The sequence below is a fragment of the Pseudonocardia sp. 73-21 genome (assembly GCF_001899645.1).
In the GTDB taxonomy this organism is placed as follows: domain Bacteria; phylum Actinomycetota; class Actinomycetes; order Mycobacteriales; family Pseudonocardiaceae; genus Pseudonocardia.
The window spans coordinates 1-14570 of the sequence record NZ_MKVV01000090.1; the positions used below are offsets into that span (position 1 = coordinate 1).

A 14570-nucleotide genomic window follows, 5' to 3' on the forward strand; every position below is an offset into this window, starting at 1 on the left:
AACACGGCGGACACACCATCACCGGTGCCGCCGCCCGGGCCTACCACCGACCACCCGCCCCGACCGCCGCGATCGGGCACAACCACCACCCCGGCCAACCCGTCCAACGATCACTCTCAGGCCCACGACCATCGACCTGGGCATCAGTCATCTCGGGCTGCGCCGGCAGCGTCTCCCGCCCGGCTGCGGCGTGCTGTCCACGGTCAGCGCGTGCGGCGCGGACGGCGTCACCTGCTCGGTGGGATCGTCGTGGGCGACGATCCCACCACCCGCGTCGCGGGCCGCAGCGGCGGTCGGACGCGAACTGCTCCACCACCGGCACCGTGCCGGGGCGGATGCCGACCGGCTTGACGTTCCGGTTCCTCACCGCGGTCGGCTCGATCTGCGACGGCGACGTGAACGGCGCCAGGCTCTGAGATGCGTGTGTGGCTACGGCCTTTCGAGTGGCGCCTGTCGGAGGGATGCGATCGGTCGGGGCGGGGGTGCCTACCGGGAGGTAACGTTCTGCCCGTGGACGACGCCGACCTCACCGCCATCCTGTCCTCGGTACGCGACTTCGTACGCACCGAGGTCGTGCCGCTCGAGGAACAGATCGACGCCGAGGACCAGGTCCCCGACGCGATCATCGCGGCCTGCAAGGACATGGGCCTCTACGGCTTCGCCATCCCCGAGTCCTACGGCGGGCTGGGTCTCACGCTGGAGGAGGAGGCCAAGCTCGCCTTCGAGCTGGGCTGGACCACCCCCGCGCTGCGCTCGCTGTTCGGCACCAACAACGGCATCGCGGGCCAGGTGCTGATCAAGGGCGGCACCGAGGAGCAGAAGGCGTCCTGGCTGCCCCGACTGGCCTCCGGCGAGGTCACGGCCTCGTTCGGGCTCACCGAGGCCGATGCCGGCTCCGACCCGTCCGGCCTGTCCACCACCGCGAAGCGCGACGGCACCGACTGGGTGCTCAACGGCTCCAAGCGCTACATCACCAACGCGCTCGTCGCCGACGTCGTCATGGTGTTCGCCCGCACCAACCCCGACGCGGTCGGCAACAAGGGCATCTCCACGTTCCTGGTTCCGGCCGGCACGCCGGGCCTCACGTTCGGCGCCCGCGACCACAAGATGGGCCAGATGGGCACCTGGACCTCGGACGTCTACCTCGACGACGTGCGCGTTCCCGCCGAGGCCCTTGTCGGCGGCGAGGAGGGCCTCGACGTGGGCTTCCAGATCGCCGCCAAGTGCCTCGCCCACGGCCGCGCCCACATCGCCGCGCTGTGCGTCGGGATGGCCGGGCGGCTCGTGCACGAGTCGGTCGAGTTCGCCCAGACCCGCGAGCAGGGCGGCAAGCCCATCGCGGCGTTCCAGCTGATCCAGGGCCTGATCGCCGACTCGGTCACCGACCACTACGCCGGCCGCGCCCTCGTGCTCGACGTCGCCCGGGCCTACGACGCCGGCACCGACACGGTGCAGGGCCCGTCGGCGGCCAAGTACTTCGCGAGCGAGATGGTGGGCCGGGTGGCCGACCGCGCCGTGCAGATCCACGGCGGCGCGGGCTACATCCGCGGGGTGGCGGTGGAGCGCTTCTACCGCGACGCGCGGCTGTTCCGCATCTACGAGGGCACGAGCCAGATCCAGCAGGTGATCATCGCCCGCGGCGCCCTGGGCAAGGCCGCCCGCGCGTGACCGGACTGGACTGAGCCAAGGACGCTGAGGAGGGCGCCGTGACGGTGAAGGTCACCATCCACGAAGCCAGGACCCAGCTCTCCCGTCTGCTCGAACAGGTCGCCGATCGGCGCTTTCCCGCCCGCGAGTCGGCGCTTTCGCGTGCGCGAGTCGGCGCTTTCGCGTGCGCGAGTCGCGGTCAGAGCACGTCCTCGCTGCTGACGACCTCCACGAGCGGCCCGTAGAGCGCGAGCACGTCGAGGGTCTTGCGGTGGCTCGCCTCGTCGACGCCCGCGCACGCGTCGGCCACCACCTGCACGCGCACCCCGGCGTCCGCGGCGGCCAGCGCGGTGGAGAGCACGCAGCAGTCGGTGGACACCCCGCACAGCACGAGCGTCGCGTCCCCGACCCGGTCGGTGAGGACCTCCCACTTGCCGAACGTCGTGGCGTCCACGGTCGGACCGGCGAGACCGCTGGTCAGATCCCACAGCGCGGCATCGGGCGGCTGCAGCGCGAACGGCCACTGCGCGTAGTACTCCGCCCACGCCCCCTGCGGCTGCGCGGGGGCGACGAACCGCGTGAACGTCACGGCGTCGCCGAACGCCGCCACGAGGGCCTGCACGGCCGGCACGATCGCGGCGTAGCCGGGCGTCGCCCACGGGCTCGACGGCTCCCCGAACACCCGCTGCATGTCGATCACCGCCAGGTACGCCGTCACCGGGCCTCCTGGGCGCGCACCCGCGCCCGGCTCAGCAGCAGCGTGCCGACGAAGCCGACGACCAGCGCCACGAGGACCCCCAGGTTGGCGAACGCCCAGGCGCCCTCGCGACCGCCGAGGCCGAACGGGTCGAGCAGGTAGCCCTGCCACGTCAGGATCGCCGTGGTGGTGTTGGTCACCAGCCCCCAGCCCAGCACCGTGCCGACCACGAGCAGCCCCACGGCCGTCCACTGCACGCTGCCGTAGCGGCCGCCCGCGTCGAACAGCTCGGGCTCGGCGTAGTCGCGGCTGCGCAGCGCGATGTCGGCCAGCATGATCCCCGCCCACGCCGCGACGGGCACGCCGAGCGTGTAGAGGAACCCCTGGAACGGGCCGATGAAGTCGCCGGCGAAGAACACGACCGCGACGGTGCCGATCACGAGCAGCACGCCGTCGATGAGCGCGGCCGTCCAGCGCGGGGTGCGCAGGCCGAGGGTCAGCAGCGCCAGACCCGACGAGTAGATGTCCAGCACCGCTCCACCGACGAGCCCGAGCACCGCCACGAGCGCGAACGGGACGAGGAACCACGTGGGCAGCAGTGCGGCAAGGGAGCCGACGGGGTCGGCGCCGACCTTGCTCAGCAGGTCGGGCGACGAGCCGGCGAGCAGCAGACCCAGAAGCAGCAGGACCACCGGCGCCACCGACGAGCCGAACGTCGTCCAGCCCACGACACCGCGCGAGGAGGCCGAGCGCGGCAGGTAGCGGGAGTAGTCGGCCGCCGCGTTGACCCAGCCCAGTCCGAACCCCGTGAGCAGGAACACGAAGGCGCCGATCGCGGCCTCGAAGGAGCCGGACGGCAGCGCCATGACGGCCGAGACGTCGATGGTGGGTCCGATCAGCACGAAGTAGACGACCGTCAGCACCCCCGTGATGACGGTGATGATCGTCTGCAGCCGCATGATGACGTCGAAGCCGAGCACGCCCGCGCCGACCGTCAGCCCGGCGACCACCAGCAGCGCCACGAGCTTGACCTCGGTGCCGCCACCCAGCCCGAGCTGGGTGAACACGGTGGACGTGGCCAGCACCGCCAGGATCGTCAGCGCCGTCTCCCACCCGACCGTCAACAGCCAGGAGATCGCGGTGGGCAGCTTGTTGCCGTTGACGCCGAACGCGGCCCGCGAGAGCACCATCGTGGGCGCGGAGCCGCGCTTGCCCGCCAGCGCGATGTACCCGCAGAGCAGGAACGAGAACACGATCCCGACGAGGCCCGCGATCAGCGCCTGGACGAACGAGATGCCGAACTGCAGCGCGAACGCCGCGTACGTCAGGCCGAAGACCGAGACGTTGGCGCCGAACCAGGGCCAGAACAGCTGCGCCGGCCGGCCCTTGCGCTCGGCGTCGGTGATCACGTTGATGCCGTTGGCCTCGACGCTCAGGCCGCCGGACTTCTGAACATCGACCACGACGGTCTCCCTTCGCCGGTGCTGACGGGCGAAGGGTAGACGCAGGACGATCTAGACGTCAGTGGTCGGACGGACGCAGGTGGTACTCGAACACGAGCCCACCCACCGAGATGATCAGCAGCACCCCGGCGATGACGAGCGCCCAGATGTAGAAGAACGCCAGCGAGATGGCCACCAGCGCCGCCGAGGCGGCCAGCGTGACGGGCCAGTAGCTGCCCGGGGAGAAGAAGCCCAGGTCACCGGCACCGTCGGAGACCTCGGCCTCCGGGTTGTCCTCCGGGCGCTCCTCCAGCCGCCGCGAGACGAACCGGAAGTAGGTGCCGACGATGAGCGCGAGGCCACCGGTGAGGAACAGCGCCGCCATCCCCACCGGCTCGTGCGCCAGCACGCTGTAGACGATGGCGCACAGGAAGAAGAACGCGGTGACGATCTCGAAGATGCGGGATTCGACCTTCATCGCTGCGCCTCAGTTTCCCGTGACCTGCAGCGCGGCGGGCTCGGACGCCGAGCGCTGCGTGCGGTCCGTCGTGAACGGGTAGGTGGTGTAGGCCCGCGGCGTGCACAGCTGGCCGCAGTTGAGGGCTCCGAGCGCCTCACCGGCGGTGTAGGGCGCACCCGTGGCCGGGTTGTTCTGCTCGCGCAGCGCGATCCAGCGGTCGTAGAGGGCGGGCGAGACGGCCCGGACCTCGAAGTTCATCTGCGAGTGGTAGCTGCCGCACAGCTCCGCGCAGCGTCCGACGAAGGCGCCTTCCTTGTCAATGCTGTCGATCTGCCAGGTGTTGTCCTGGTCGTTGACCTCGGGCATCGGGAACACGTCGCGCTTGAAGAGGAACTCCGGAACGAAGAAGCTGTGGATGACGTCGTTCGAGCGCTGGACGAACTTGATGCTCTTGCCCGTGGGCAGCACCAGGATCGGGATGGTCTCGCTGGTGCCCAGCGTGCTGACCATTCCACCCGTGGGCGCCTTGGTGTCGGGGTAGTCGAAGCGCCAGTTCCACTGGAAGCCCGTGACGTTCACGGTCACGTCGGTGGCCGTGTCCTTCTCGACGTAGTTCTGCACGTTGATCGTGAAGGCGAACAGCACCGCCACGATGATCGTCGGGATGACCGTGAAGACGATCTCGACGGGCAGGTTGTACTGCGTCTGGCGGGGCGGCGTGTCGTCGCTGCCCTTCTTCTTGCGGTGAAACGCCATCGCCCAGAACATCGCGCCCCAGGTGATGGCCCCGACCGCGAGGGCGGCGAGGGCGGCGTAGGTCCACAGGTGTCGCATCGACTCGGCCTGCGGCGTGACCCCTACCGGCCACCCGAAGCGGATGACGTCCTGGACGGAACACCCGGTGGTGAGCGGGATGACCAGCAGCGCCAGTGCGCCCAGCTTGGCCGCCCGGGCCCTCGTCGAGCCCCCGCGTCGTTCTTCTCTTTCGACCACGCGTAGAGACTAGCCGAGGGGGTACCGGAATCGCTTGTCGGGTGCGGGCCCCGGGGCGTCGTGGCGGGGTCGGCATACTGACTCGCTGTGTGTGGACTGCTGGGACTGCTGACCACCGGCGGCGACGCCGCCGCCCGAACCGACGCGGTCGCTGCGGCCATGCGCTGTCAACGCCACCGCGGACCGGACGAGACGGGCACCTGGCACGACCCCGACGTCGTGTTCGGGTTCAACCGGCTGTCCATCATCGACGTGGAGCACAGCCACCAGCCGCTGCACTACCTCGACGGCCGCTACTCCATCGTCTTCAACGGCGAGATCTACAACTACCTGGAGCTGCGCGAGGAGCTGGCGCGCAAGCACGGGGCCACGTTCGCCACCGAGGGCGACACGGAGGCCGTCGTCGCGGCGTTCCACCACTGGGGCCCGGCCGCGGTGAGCCGGCTGCGCGGGATGTTCGCGTTCCTCATCTGGGACGCCCAGGAGCGCGTCCTGTTCTGCGCGCGCGACCCGTTCGGCATCAAGCCGCTGTTCGTGGCGCAGGGCCCCGCGGGCATCGCGTTCGCCAGCGAGAAGAAGAGCCTGCTGGAGCTGTTGCCGTCGCTGGGGCTCGCCGGTGACCTGGACCCGGTCGCGCTGCAGCACTACCTCCTGCTCCAGTACGTGCCCGAGCCGGCGTCGATGCATCGCGCGATCCGCCGGGTGGAGTCGGGCACCTACGTCACCGCCCGGCCGGGCCGCGAACCCGATCACGAGCGCTACTTCACCCCCGTCTTCCACACCGGCGGCGGCACCGGACCCACGCTGCACGCCAAGATCGCCGACGCCCTGCGCGACTCGGTGGCCAAGCACATGCGCGCCGACGTCACGGTGGGCGCGTTCCTCTCCGGCGGCATCGACTCCACGGCCATCGCGGCGCTGGCCAAGGAGCACAACCCCGACCTGATCACGTTCACCACCGGCTTCGAGCGGGAGGGCTACTCCGAGGTCGACGTGGCCGCGGAGTCGGCCGCGTCCATCGGTGTGCGGCACGTCGTGCGCACCGTCAAGCCCGACGAGATGATGGACGCGCTGCCGAGCATCGTCTGGTACCTCGACGACCCCGTGGCCGACCCCGCGCTGGTGCCGCTGTGGTTCGTGGCCCGCGAGGCGCGCCAGCACGTCAAGGTGGTGCTCTCGGGCGAGGGCGCCGACGAGCTGTTCGGCGGCTACACGATCTACCACGAGCCGCTGTCGCTGGCGCCGTTCGAGAAGGTGCCCGGCTCGCTGCGCGGCCTGATCGGCAAGGCCTCCACGCGACTGCCGGAGGGCATGCGCGGCAAGGACCTGCTGCGCCGCGGCGCGCTCCCGCTGGAGGAGCGCTACTACGGCAACGCGCGGATCTTCCACGACGACCAGCTCGGCGGCGTGATGCGCCAGTACGACCCCCGTCGCAGCCACACCGACGTCACGGCACCGCACTACCGCGACTCGGCGGCGTGGGACCCGGTGTCGCGGATGCAGCACGTCGACCTGTTCACGTGGCTGCGCGGCGACATCCTCGTCAAGGCCGACAAGATGACGATGGCCAACTCGCTCGAGCTGCGCGTGCCGTTCCTCGATCCCGAGGTGTTCGCCGTGGCGTCCGGGCTGCCGCAGTCGGAGAAGCTCGGGGAGAACACGACGAAGCTGGCGCTGCGCAAGGCGCTGGCCGGGATCGTGCCCGCCCACGTGCTGCACCGGCGCAAGCTCGGCTTCCCCGTGCCGATCCGGCACTGGCTGCGCGACGAGATGTACACCTGGGCGCGCGACATCATCCGCGACTCCCAGGCCGACCACCTCGTCGACCTCGTCGCCGTCCAGCGCATGCTCGACGCGCACCGCGTCGGCCCGATCGACCACAGCCGCCGCATCTGGACGCTGCTGGTGTTCCTGATCTGGCACGGCATCTTCGTGGAGCAGCGCATCCGTCCCGAGATCCCGGAGCCGGCCTACCCCGTGCGCCTCTGACCCGCCGTGAACCGGCGGCGGCCGCTGCCGGAATGGCGTCGCGCCCCTCCCGGCCGTGATCGTCGCCGACCGCACGTTCCGGCCCCGTCACGGCCGTGACGTGCCGTGCACGGCGATCACGGTGACGGGTGGCCGAGCATGACCGGAGCCGGTCGCACCACGCCGCCGTGCGCGGGGAGTCGACGTGCGGACGATCACGATCCTCGCGTGGGCGGGCGACCGGAACCCGGGACGGCGCGCTCGCCGGTGGCCGTCAGGTGGGGAGGACGGCCTCGATCTCGGCGGCCGCGTCGGGGCCGTACGCGTCGCGCAGGCGCTCGACGCCGTGGGCGCGGTCCCAGACCCACTCCTGGCCGCCGTCGGTCTCCAGCACCTGGACGGCCACGAGCGCGCCGAGCTGGGCGCCGCGCTCCATCGACAACCCGCCGGCGATGGCCGCGAGGAAGCCGGCGCGGAAGGCGTCGCCGACGCCGGTGGGGTCGACCTTGCCGGTCTCGGGCACGACCCCGACCTTGAGCTCGCCGTCCTTGCCCACGATGTGCACGCCGTGCTCGCCGAGGGTGGTGATGCGGGTGTCGATGACGCCGGCCACCTGGGAGGCGGTCCACCCGGTCTTCTGCAGCAGCAGGTCCCACTCGTAGTCGTTGGTCATGAGGTAGCGCGCACCCTCGACGAGCTGCCGGATCTCCGGGCCCTCCATGCGGGTGACCTGCTGGGAGACGTCCGCGGCGAACGGCAGGCCCAGGTCCCGGCACTCCTGCGTGAGCGCCACCATCGAGCCCGGGTCGCTCGCGCCGATCAGCACGAGGTCCAGGTTGCGGTCCACCAGCGGGGCCAGCCTGACCTCGCCCGAGCGGGCCATCGCGCCGGTGTAGAACGAGCCGATCTGGCGCATGTCGTCGTCGGTGGTGCAGACGAAGCGCGCGGTGTGCACGTCGGGGCACACGAGGATGGCCGAGCAGTCGACGCCGTGGGACTCCAGCCACTGCTGGTACTCGGCGAAGTCACCGCCCACCGCACCGACGAGCAGCGGCCGCTGCCCCAGCACACCGAGCCCGAAGGCGATGTTGGCGCCCGACCCACCCTTGCGGATGGCGAGGTCGTCGACCAGGAAGCTCAGCGAGATCCGGTCGAGCTGCTCGGCGACGATCTGGTCGGCGAACTTCCCCGGGAAGTGCATGAGGTGGTCGGTGGCGATGGAACCGGTCACGGCGATGGGCACGTCGGGTCACCTTACCGGGTGCGGAACGCGCGAACCCCGGCCGTGAGGATCACGACCGGGGTTCGGGTGACGAACGGCTCAGTTGAACGAGTCGCCGCAGGCGCAGGAGCCGCCCGCGTTCGGGTTGTCGATCGTGAAACCCTGCTTCTCGATGGTGTCGACGAAGTCGATGACGGCACCCTGCAGGTACGGCGCGCTCATCCGGTCGACGCCGACCTTGAGGCCGTTGTACTCCCGGAAGAGATCGCCATCGAGGGAGCGGTCGTCGAAGAACAGCTGGTAGCGCAGGCCGGCACAGCCACCGGGCTGCACGGCGATGCGCAGGTGCATGTCATCGCGGCCCTCCTGCTCGAGAAGGGTGCGGGCCTTGAGAGCAGCGGTGTCGGTGAGCTCGACTCCGTGGGTCTCGGTCTCCGGAGCGGTCTGGTTCTCGACGGTCATGGCTCTCCCAACAACGAGCGGGGCAGTTCGTGTTCCCGCCCCATAGTAGGCCCCGAACGCCCCGGTGGTGCACGCGTGCGGTGATCCGCGCCACCGATCAGCGACTCCAGCGCGTCGCCACCCTGGCCGCGAGGGCAGCCAGGGTCCCGGCGGGGTCGGCCATCGACGCCTCGACACCGCCCGCGTCGTCGGCCACGGAGTAGGCGGAGTCGACGCCCACGGCCCCCGCCTCGCGCCGCCCCACACTGACCTGCCCCGCCAGCACCACGCACGGCACGCCCCGGTCGGCGGCGCCGCGGGCCACGGCGGTGATGAGCTTCCCGCGCAGCGACTGCCAGTCGAAGCTGCCCTCGCCGGTGATCGCCAGGTCGGCGTGGTCCAGCTGGGCGTCGAGGCCGACGAGCTCGCGCACCAGCCCGGCGCCCGAGACGCGGGTGGCCCCGAGGGCCAGCAGCGCGGCGCCGAGCCCGCCGGCGGCTCCCGCACCGGACTCGTCGCGGACGTCGCGGCCGAGGCCCGCCAGCACGTCGGCGAACCGCGCGAGGGCCGCGTCCAGCGCCGCGACGGTGGCCGCGTCGGCGCCCTTCTGCGGCCCGAACACCGCGGCGGCGCCGTGCGGACCGAGCAGCGGGTTGTCGACGTCGGCCGCGGCGACGAGCCGCACGCCGTCCAGCCCGGGGGCGCCGTCGAGCCGGACCGCGGTGGCGGGCGAGCCGTCGGGCACCGGTGTTCCGGCGGCGTCGACGGGCACGGCCCCCAGCGCGGCGAGCATCCCGGCACCGCCGTCGCTGGTGGCGGTGCCGCCGAGCCCGACGACGATCTCCGTGACGCCGGCCCGTCGGGCGTCGGCCATCAGCTCCCCCACCCCGCGGGTGGTGACGCCCCGCGCGACCTCGGGGGTGCGGCGCTCCCGCGGCACGAGGTGCAGCCCGGCCGCGGCGGCGGACTCCAGGTAGGCGGTGTCGCCGATCCGCAGCCACCGGGCCGCGACGGGCTCCCCGGACGGGCCGGTGACCTCCCGCTCGTGCCAGGTGCCGCCCAGCGCCGCGTGCAGGACGTCGACGAATCCGGTGCCGCCGTCGGCCAGCGGCAGCAGGTGCAGCTCGTCGTCGGGGGCGGTGCGGCGCCAGCCCTCCGCGATGGCCTCGGCGGCCGCAGTGGCACTGAGCGTGCCGCCGAAGGAATCAGGAGCCACCACCACGCGCATCTGCGTGACCTTAATGACGAGCCCGTATGGTGGGAGCCGTGAGGTTACTGCGCCGGTCCAGCGACACCGCCAAGGTCGACGAGCCCGCGCCTGCGCAGGGCCCGGCCGACACCGTCCGCGTCGGGGGCAAGGGTCGCCCCACGCCGAAGCGGCGCGAGGCCGAGGCCAAGCGGCGCGGCCCCGCCCCGCCCCCGCCGCGCACCCAGCGCGAGGCCGCGCGCCTCGCGCGCGCCAACCGGCCCGACAAGGCCGAGCAGCGCCGTCAGTCGGCCGAGCGGCGCGAGCGCATGGCGGCGGGCGATGACAAGTACCTGATGCCGCGCGACCGCGGGCCGGTCAAGGCCTACATCCGCGACGTCGTCGACTCGCGCCCGCACCTCATGGGCCTGTTCATGCCGCTCGCGGTGATCGTCGTGCTGTCGGTGGTGCTGCCGTTCCCGGGCCTGCAGCAGTACCTGAGCCTGTTCAGCCTCATCGCGCTCGTCACGATGATCGGTGAGGGCATCCTGCTCGGCCTGACCACCACGCGGAAGGCGCGCGCCAAGTTCCCCGACGCGCAGATCGGCGGGCTGGCCACAGGCTGGTACACGTTCACCCGCGCCAGCCAGCTCCGCAAGCTGCGCATCCCGAAGCCGCGGGTGCAGCGGGGCGCGAACCCCTAGGAGCGCGCTGAAGAACTCGGGCCTACTGCGCTACGGCCGGAGCTCTTCAGCACCCTCCTAGCCCTCGTCGAGGCTCATGGGGCCGTAGACCTCGTCGTCGCCGTCCATCAGCACGACGGCCTGGACGCCCTGCGCGCGCAGTTCCTCCCAGGTGGTGGAGAACCACGCCTCGGCCTCGGCCTGGTCGTCGAACTCCTCCTGGGGCGGGCCGTCGGGGATGCCGTGGGGGGTCTGGTACCGCCAGTAGAAAGCCACGTTCCCCACGTTAACGTGCAGCGGTGACCCGCACGCTCGTCCTCGGCGGAACCCGGTCCGGCAAGTCCCGCTACGCCGAGGACCTGATGCCCGCCGACGTCCCCGTCCGCTACCTCGCCACCGCGCGGCGCCGGGCGGACGACGCCGAGTGGACGGCCCGGCTGGAGGCCCACCGGGTGCGCCGCCCGGCCGGCTGGGTCACCGTCGAGGAGCCCGACGTGTCCGCGATCGTGACGGCCGGTGGCGGGCCGCTGCTGGTCGACGACCTGGCCACCTGGCTCACCAACGTCCTCGACGACGCCGGCGCGTGGGAGGGCGGGGCCGACATCGGTCCCTCGACCACCGCACTGGTCGACGCCGTGGCGTCCGCACCGGGAGAGGTCGTGCTGGTCTCCGCCGAGGTGGGGCTGGGGGTCGTGCCCGCCACGCGGTCCGGGCGGCTGTTCCGCGACGAGCTCGGCGCGCTCAACGCGGCGCTGGCCGCCGTGTGCGACGAGGTGCTGCTGCTGGTGGCCGGGTTGCCGGTTCGTCTCAAATAGCCCCTGTGCGCGGATATCAGTGCCGGGGCACTGATATCCGCGCACGAGGGTGCCTGTAGGAAGAGCCCGTGGATCTCCCCGCCGTCACCGCCCCGGACGCCGACGCCCGGCGCACCGCCGTGGCGCAGTACTCCCTGCTCGCCGTGCCCACCGGGGCCCTGGGTCGCCTCGCCGACCTGGGCGTGTGGCTCGCCGCCGTGCAGGGGCAGTGCCCGCCGCGGCCGCCCGGCCGGCCCCGTGTCGTCGTGATCGCCGCCGACCACGGGATCGCCGCCGCCGGTGTCTCGGCCGATCCCCCGGGCGCGACCGCGCGCCAGGTCGAGTCGATCCGCGAGCAGAACGCGCCCGTCACCGTCGTCGCGACCGTCGCCGGGGCGTCGGTGCGCGTCGTGGACGTCGGCGTGGACCACGAGCCGCAGGACGGAGCGCTCGAGCGCTACCGGGTGCGGCGCGGCAGCGGGCGCATCGACCGCGAGGACGCCCTCACCGCCGACGAGGCCGAGCGGGCGGTCGCGATCGGGCGCGCACTCGTCGACGAGGAGGTGGACGCGGGCGCCGACCTGCTCGTCCCCTCCTCGCTGGGCGTCGGGGCGACCACTCCGGCCTCCGTCCTGGTCGCGCTGCTGTGCGGCGTCGAGCCGGTGGCCGTGATCGGTCGGGGCAGCGGTATCGACGACAACGGCTGGATGCGCAAGGCCGCCGCCGTCCGCGACGCGATGCGCCGGGGCAAGCCGTACCTGCGCGACCCCATGACGGTGCTGGCCACCGCCGGCGGCGCCGACCTCGCCGTGCTCGCCGGGTTCCTCGTGCAGGCCGCGCTGCGGAAGACCCCGGTCCTGCTCGACGGGCTGGTGGTGGGCGCAGCGGCCCTCCTGGCCGACGAGATCGCCCCCGGCGCCAAGGAGTGGTGGCTGGCCGCGGGGCGCTCCCCCGAGCCCGCCATGTCGCTGGTCATCGACCGGCTCGGGCTGCCGCCGCTCGTCGACCTCGGCATCCGGCTCGGTGACGGCACGGGTGCGGCCGCGGTCGTCCCGCTCGTGCAGATGGCGGCGCGGCTGGTGGCCGAGACGGCGGTCGCCGAACCACCGGCTGCCGTGCCGTCGGCGGCCGGGACGCCGGCTGGCGCGCCCGTCGAGTGACGAGCCTCGCTCTCGCCCTGAGCTGGCTCACGGTCCTGCCGGTCCGCACCGGCGCCCCCGATGCCCGCACGGCCGCCGCGGCGCTGCGCTGGGCCCCGCTGGTGGGGGCGCTGCTCGGTGTGGTCGGCGGAGCGCTGCTGCTGGGGCTACGCCTGCTCGGCGTCCCGGCCCTGGTGACGGGGTTGCTCGTCGTCGGGTTCCTGGGTCTGGCCACCCGCGGCATGCACCTCGACGGCCTCGCCGACACCGCCGACGGCCTCGGTTGCTACGGCCCGCCCGAGCGCGCACTGGCCGTCATGCGCGACGGCGGTGCGGGCCCGTTCGCAGTGGTGACGCTGCTCGTCGCGGTCGGGGCGCAGGCGGCGGCGCTGGCGTCCCTGCCCCCGTGGTCGGCGCCCTGGTCCCTGGCGCTCGCCGCAGCCGCGGGCCGGGCCGGGTTCGCGTGGGTCGCGCGGCGCGGGGTGGCGGCGGCCCGACCGGGCGGGCTGGGCGCCACCGTCGCCGGCTCGCAGCCGTGGTGGGTGGCCATCGGGTGGTGGGTGGTGCTGGCCGGCGCGGGCTACGCGCTGACCGGCGTCCGCGGTGTGGTCGGGGTGGCCCTGGGTGCCGTGCTGGTGATCGCCCTGTCCTGGCACACGAACCGCCGCTTCGGCGGTATGACCGGCGACGTGCTGGGGGCAGCGAGCGAGCTCTCGGTGCTCGCGGTGCTGGTCGCCCTCACGACGAGCGGCACACTCGTCGCCTAGGTCCGACGACAGTGCCGCACGTCGGGTCAGGGGGCGGGGTGCAGGGTGTGCATCCAGCTGTGCGTGTCCTGCGACGTCCCCCGCTGGATGTTCGTCAGCAGCTCGCGGAGCTGCGTCGTGATCGGCCCCGGCCTGCCGTCGGCCACCACGACCTCGCCGCCGGTGTGCTTCACACCGCCGATGGGGGTGATCACCGCGGCCGTGCCGCAGCCGAAGACCTCGGTGATGGTGCCGTCGGCCGCGCCGTCGAGCCACTCCTGGCCCGAGATGCGCCGCTCGGTGACCTGGCAACCGAGCTCCTTGGCCAGCACGAGCAGCGAGTCGCGGGTGATGCCGGCGAGGATGCTGCCAGTGAGCGACGGCGTGACGATCTCCGTCTGGTCACCCGAGCCGTAGACGAAGAAGAGGTTGTTGGACCCCATCTCGTCGATCCACGTGCGCTCCTCGGCGTCGAGGTAGGCCACCTGCGCGCAGCCGTGGGCCGCGCCCTGGGCCTGCGGCAGCAGCGACGCGGCGTAGTTGCCGCCGCACTTCGCGGTGCCGGTGCCACCCGCGGCGGAGCGGGTGTACTCGGTGGACAGCCACACGTCGACGGGCTTGAGGTCACCCGAGAAGTACGGCCCCGCTGGCGAGGCGATCAGCGCGTAGAGGTACTCCGCCGACGGCCGCACGCCCAGCCCCACCTCGGTGGCCAGCATGAACGGGCGCAGGTAGAGCGAGTCCTCGCCACCGGCGGCGGGCACCCACTCGTGGTCGACGGCGAGCAGCTCCGAGATCGAGCCGATGAACAGCTCCTCCGGCAGCTCCGCCATCGCCAGCCGGGCCGCCGAGCCGCGGAAGCGCGCCGCGTTGGCGTCGGGGCGGAACGAGGCGATGGAGCCGTCGGGCTGGCGGTAGGCCTTGAGCCCCTCGAAGATCTCCTGGCCGTAGTGCAGCACCATCGACGCGGGGTCGAGCTGCAGCGGCCCGTACGGCACCACGGCGGGGTCGTGCCAGCCCTGCCCCTCCGACCAGCGGATCGTCACCATGTGGTCGGTGAAGTACCGGCCGAAGCCGGGCGCGGCCAGGATCTCCGCACGCCGCTCCGGCGAGGTCGGGGTGGGGTTCGGGGTGCGGGTGAACGCGCTCATG

General features: G+C 72.6%; 15 protein-coding genes. 6 read left to right on the top strand and 9 right to left on the bottom strand.

Annotated features, from left to right (window positions below):
- The first annotated feature begins 510 nt into the window (after positions 1 to 510).
- Positions 511 to 1668, top strand: a complete 1158-nt coding sequence (locus BGP03_RS27570) for an acyl-CoA dehydrogenase family protein (protein WP_296377447.1) — start codon at positions 511 to 513, stop codon at positions 1666 to 1668.
- A gap of 178 nt (positions 1669 to 1846) precedes the next feature.
- Here BGP03_RS27570 and BGP03_RS27575 read toward each other — a convergent pair whose 3' ends face one another.
- The 4 genes from BGP03_RS27575 to BGP03_RS27590 are packed head-to-tail and all read right to left on the bottom strand — an operon-like array spanning position 1847 to position 5239.
- Positions 1847 to 2365, bottom strand: coding sequence for a cysteine hydrolase (locus tag BGP03_RS27575; protein ID WP_298799142.1), 519 nt, complete (start codon positions 2363 to 2365; stop codon positions 1847 to 1849).
- Positions 2362 to 3807, bottom strand: coding sequence for a cytosine permease (locus tag BGP03_RS27580; protein WP_296377445.1), 1446 nt, complete (start codon positions 3805 to 3807; stop codon positions 2362 to 2364). The genes BGP03_RS27575 and BGP03_RS27580 overlap by 4 nt, the downstream gene beginning before the upstream one ends.
- A 58-nt stretch (positions 3808 to 3865) precedes the next feature.
- On the bottom strand, positions 3866 to 4264 hold the full coding sequence (locus tag BGP03_RS27585; RefSeq protein ID WP_296377444.1) for a cytochrome c oxidase subunit 4: 399 nt from the start codon (positions 4262 to 4264) through the stop codon (positions 3866 to 3868).
- 9 nt (positions 4265 to 4273) lie between these two features.
- A complete protein-coding gene (locus tag BGP03_RS27590) occupies positions 4274 to 5239 on the bottom strand; it encodes a cytochrome c oxidase subunit II (RefSeq protein WP_296377443.1) in 966 nt (321 codons plus the stop codon).
- An 87-nt stretch (positions 5240 to 5326) separates the two neighbouring features.
- Here BGP03_RS27590 and asnB point away from each other — a divergent pair, with 87 nt between their 5' ends.
- Positions 5327 to 7228, top strand: a complete 1902-nt coding sequence (gene asnB / locus BGP03_RS27595) for an asparagine synthase (glutamine-hydrolyzing) (protein ID WP_298799143.1) — start codon at positions 5327 to 5329, stop codon at positions 7226 to 7228.
- A 253-nt stretch (positions 7229 to 7481) separates the two neighbouring features.
- Here the strand turns inward: asnB and BGP03_RS27600 are convergent, their stop codons facing one another.
- From BGP03_RS27600 to BGP03_RS27610, 3 genes are all read right to left on the bottom strand, one after another.
- On the bottom strand, positions 7482 to 8408 hold the full coding sequence (locus BGP03_RS27600) for a carbohydrate kinase family protein (protein WP_296377448.1): 927 nt from the start codon (positions 8406 to 8408) through the stop codon (positions 7482 to 7484).
- 120 nt (positions 8409 to 8528) lie between these two features.
- The gene (locus BGP03_RS27605; RefSeq protein WP_296377441.1) at positions 8529 to 8891 is read right to left on the bottom strand and encodes an iron-sulfur cluster assembly accessory protein; all 363 of its coding nucleotides are present in this window, start codon (positions 8889 to 8891) and stop codon (positions 8529 to 8531) included.
- Between the two features lie 97 nt (positions 8892 to 8988).
- Positions 8989 to 10098: a glycerate kinase gene (locus tag BGP03_RS27610; RefSeq protein ID WP_296377440.1), complete on the bottom strand. Its 1110-nt coding sequence runs from the start codon at positions 10096 to 10098 to the stop codon at positions 8989 to 8991.
- A gap of 38 nt (positions 10099 to 10136) precedes the next feature.
- Between BGP03_RS27610 and BGP03_RS27615 the strand changes: the two genes are divergently transcribed.
- A complete protein-coding gene (locus tag BGP03_RS27615) occupies positions 10137 to 10760 on the top strand; it encodes a DUF3043 domain-containing protein (RefSeq protein ID WP_296377439.1) in 624 nt (207 codons plus the stop codon).
- A 57-nt stretch (positions 10761 to 10817) separates the two neighbouring features.
- Here BGP03_RS27615 and BGP03_RS27620 read toward each other — a convergent pair whose 3' ends face one another.
- Positions 10818 to 11015: a hypothetical protein gene (locus BGP03_RS27620; RefSeq protein ID WP_296377438.1), complete on the bottom strand. Its 198-nt coding sequence runs from the start codon at positions 11013 to 11015 to the stop codon at positions 10818 to 10820.
- Positions 11016 to 11038: 23 nt separating this feature from the next.
- Here BGP03_RS27620 and BGP03_RS27625 point away from each other — a divergent pair, with 23 nt between their 5' ends.
- From BGP03_RS27625 to BGP03_RS27635, 3 genes are all read left to right on the top strand, one after another.
- Positions 11039 to 11554, top strand: coding sequence for a bifunctional adenosylcobinamide kinase/adenosylcobinamide-phosphate guanylyltransferase (locus BGP03_RS27625; protein ID WP_298799144.1), 516 nt, complete (start codon positions 11039 to 11041; stop codon positions 11552 to 11554).
- A gap of 68 nt (positions 11555 to 11622) precedes the next feature.
- Positions 11623 to 12693: a nicotinate-nucleotide--dimethylbenzimidazole phosphoribosyltransferase gene (gene cobT / locus BGP03_RS27630; RefSeq protein WP_296377436.1), complete on the top strand. Its 1071-nt coding sequence runs from the start codon at positions 11623 to 11625 to the stop codon at positions 12691 to 12693.
- Positions 12690 to 13439 (top strand): adenosylcobinamide-GDP ribazoletransferase, encoded by a 750-nt coding sequence (locus BGP03_RS27635; RefSeq protein ID WP_296377435.1) that lies wholly within the window; start codon positions 12690 to 12692, stop codon positions 13437 to 13439. Before cobT ends, BGP03_RS27635 begins: the two co-directional genes overlap by 4 nt.
- Positions 13440 to 13465: 26 nt before the next feature.
- On the opposite strand, the gene BGP03_RS27640 is transcribed toward BGP03_RS27635, so the two are convergent.
- A complete protein-coding gene (locus BGP03_RS27640; RefSeq protein ID WP_296377434.1) occupies positions 13466 to 14569 on the bottom strand; it encodes a branched-chain amino acid aminotransferase in 1104 nt (367 codons plus the stop codon).
- Between the last annotated feature and the right edge of the window lies 1 nt (position 14570).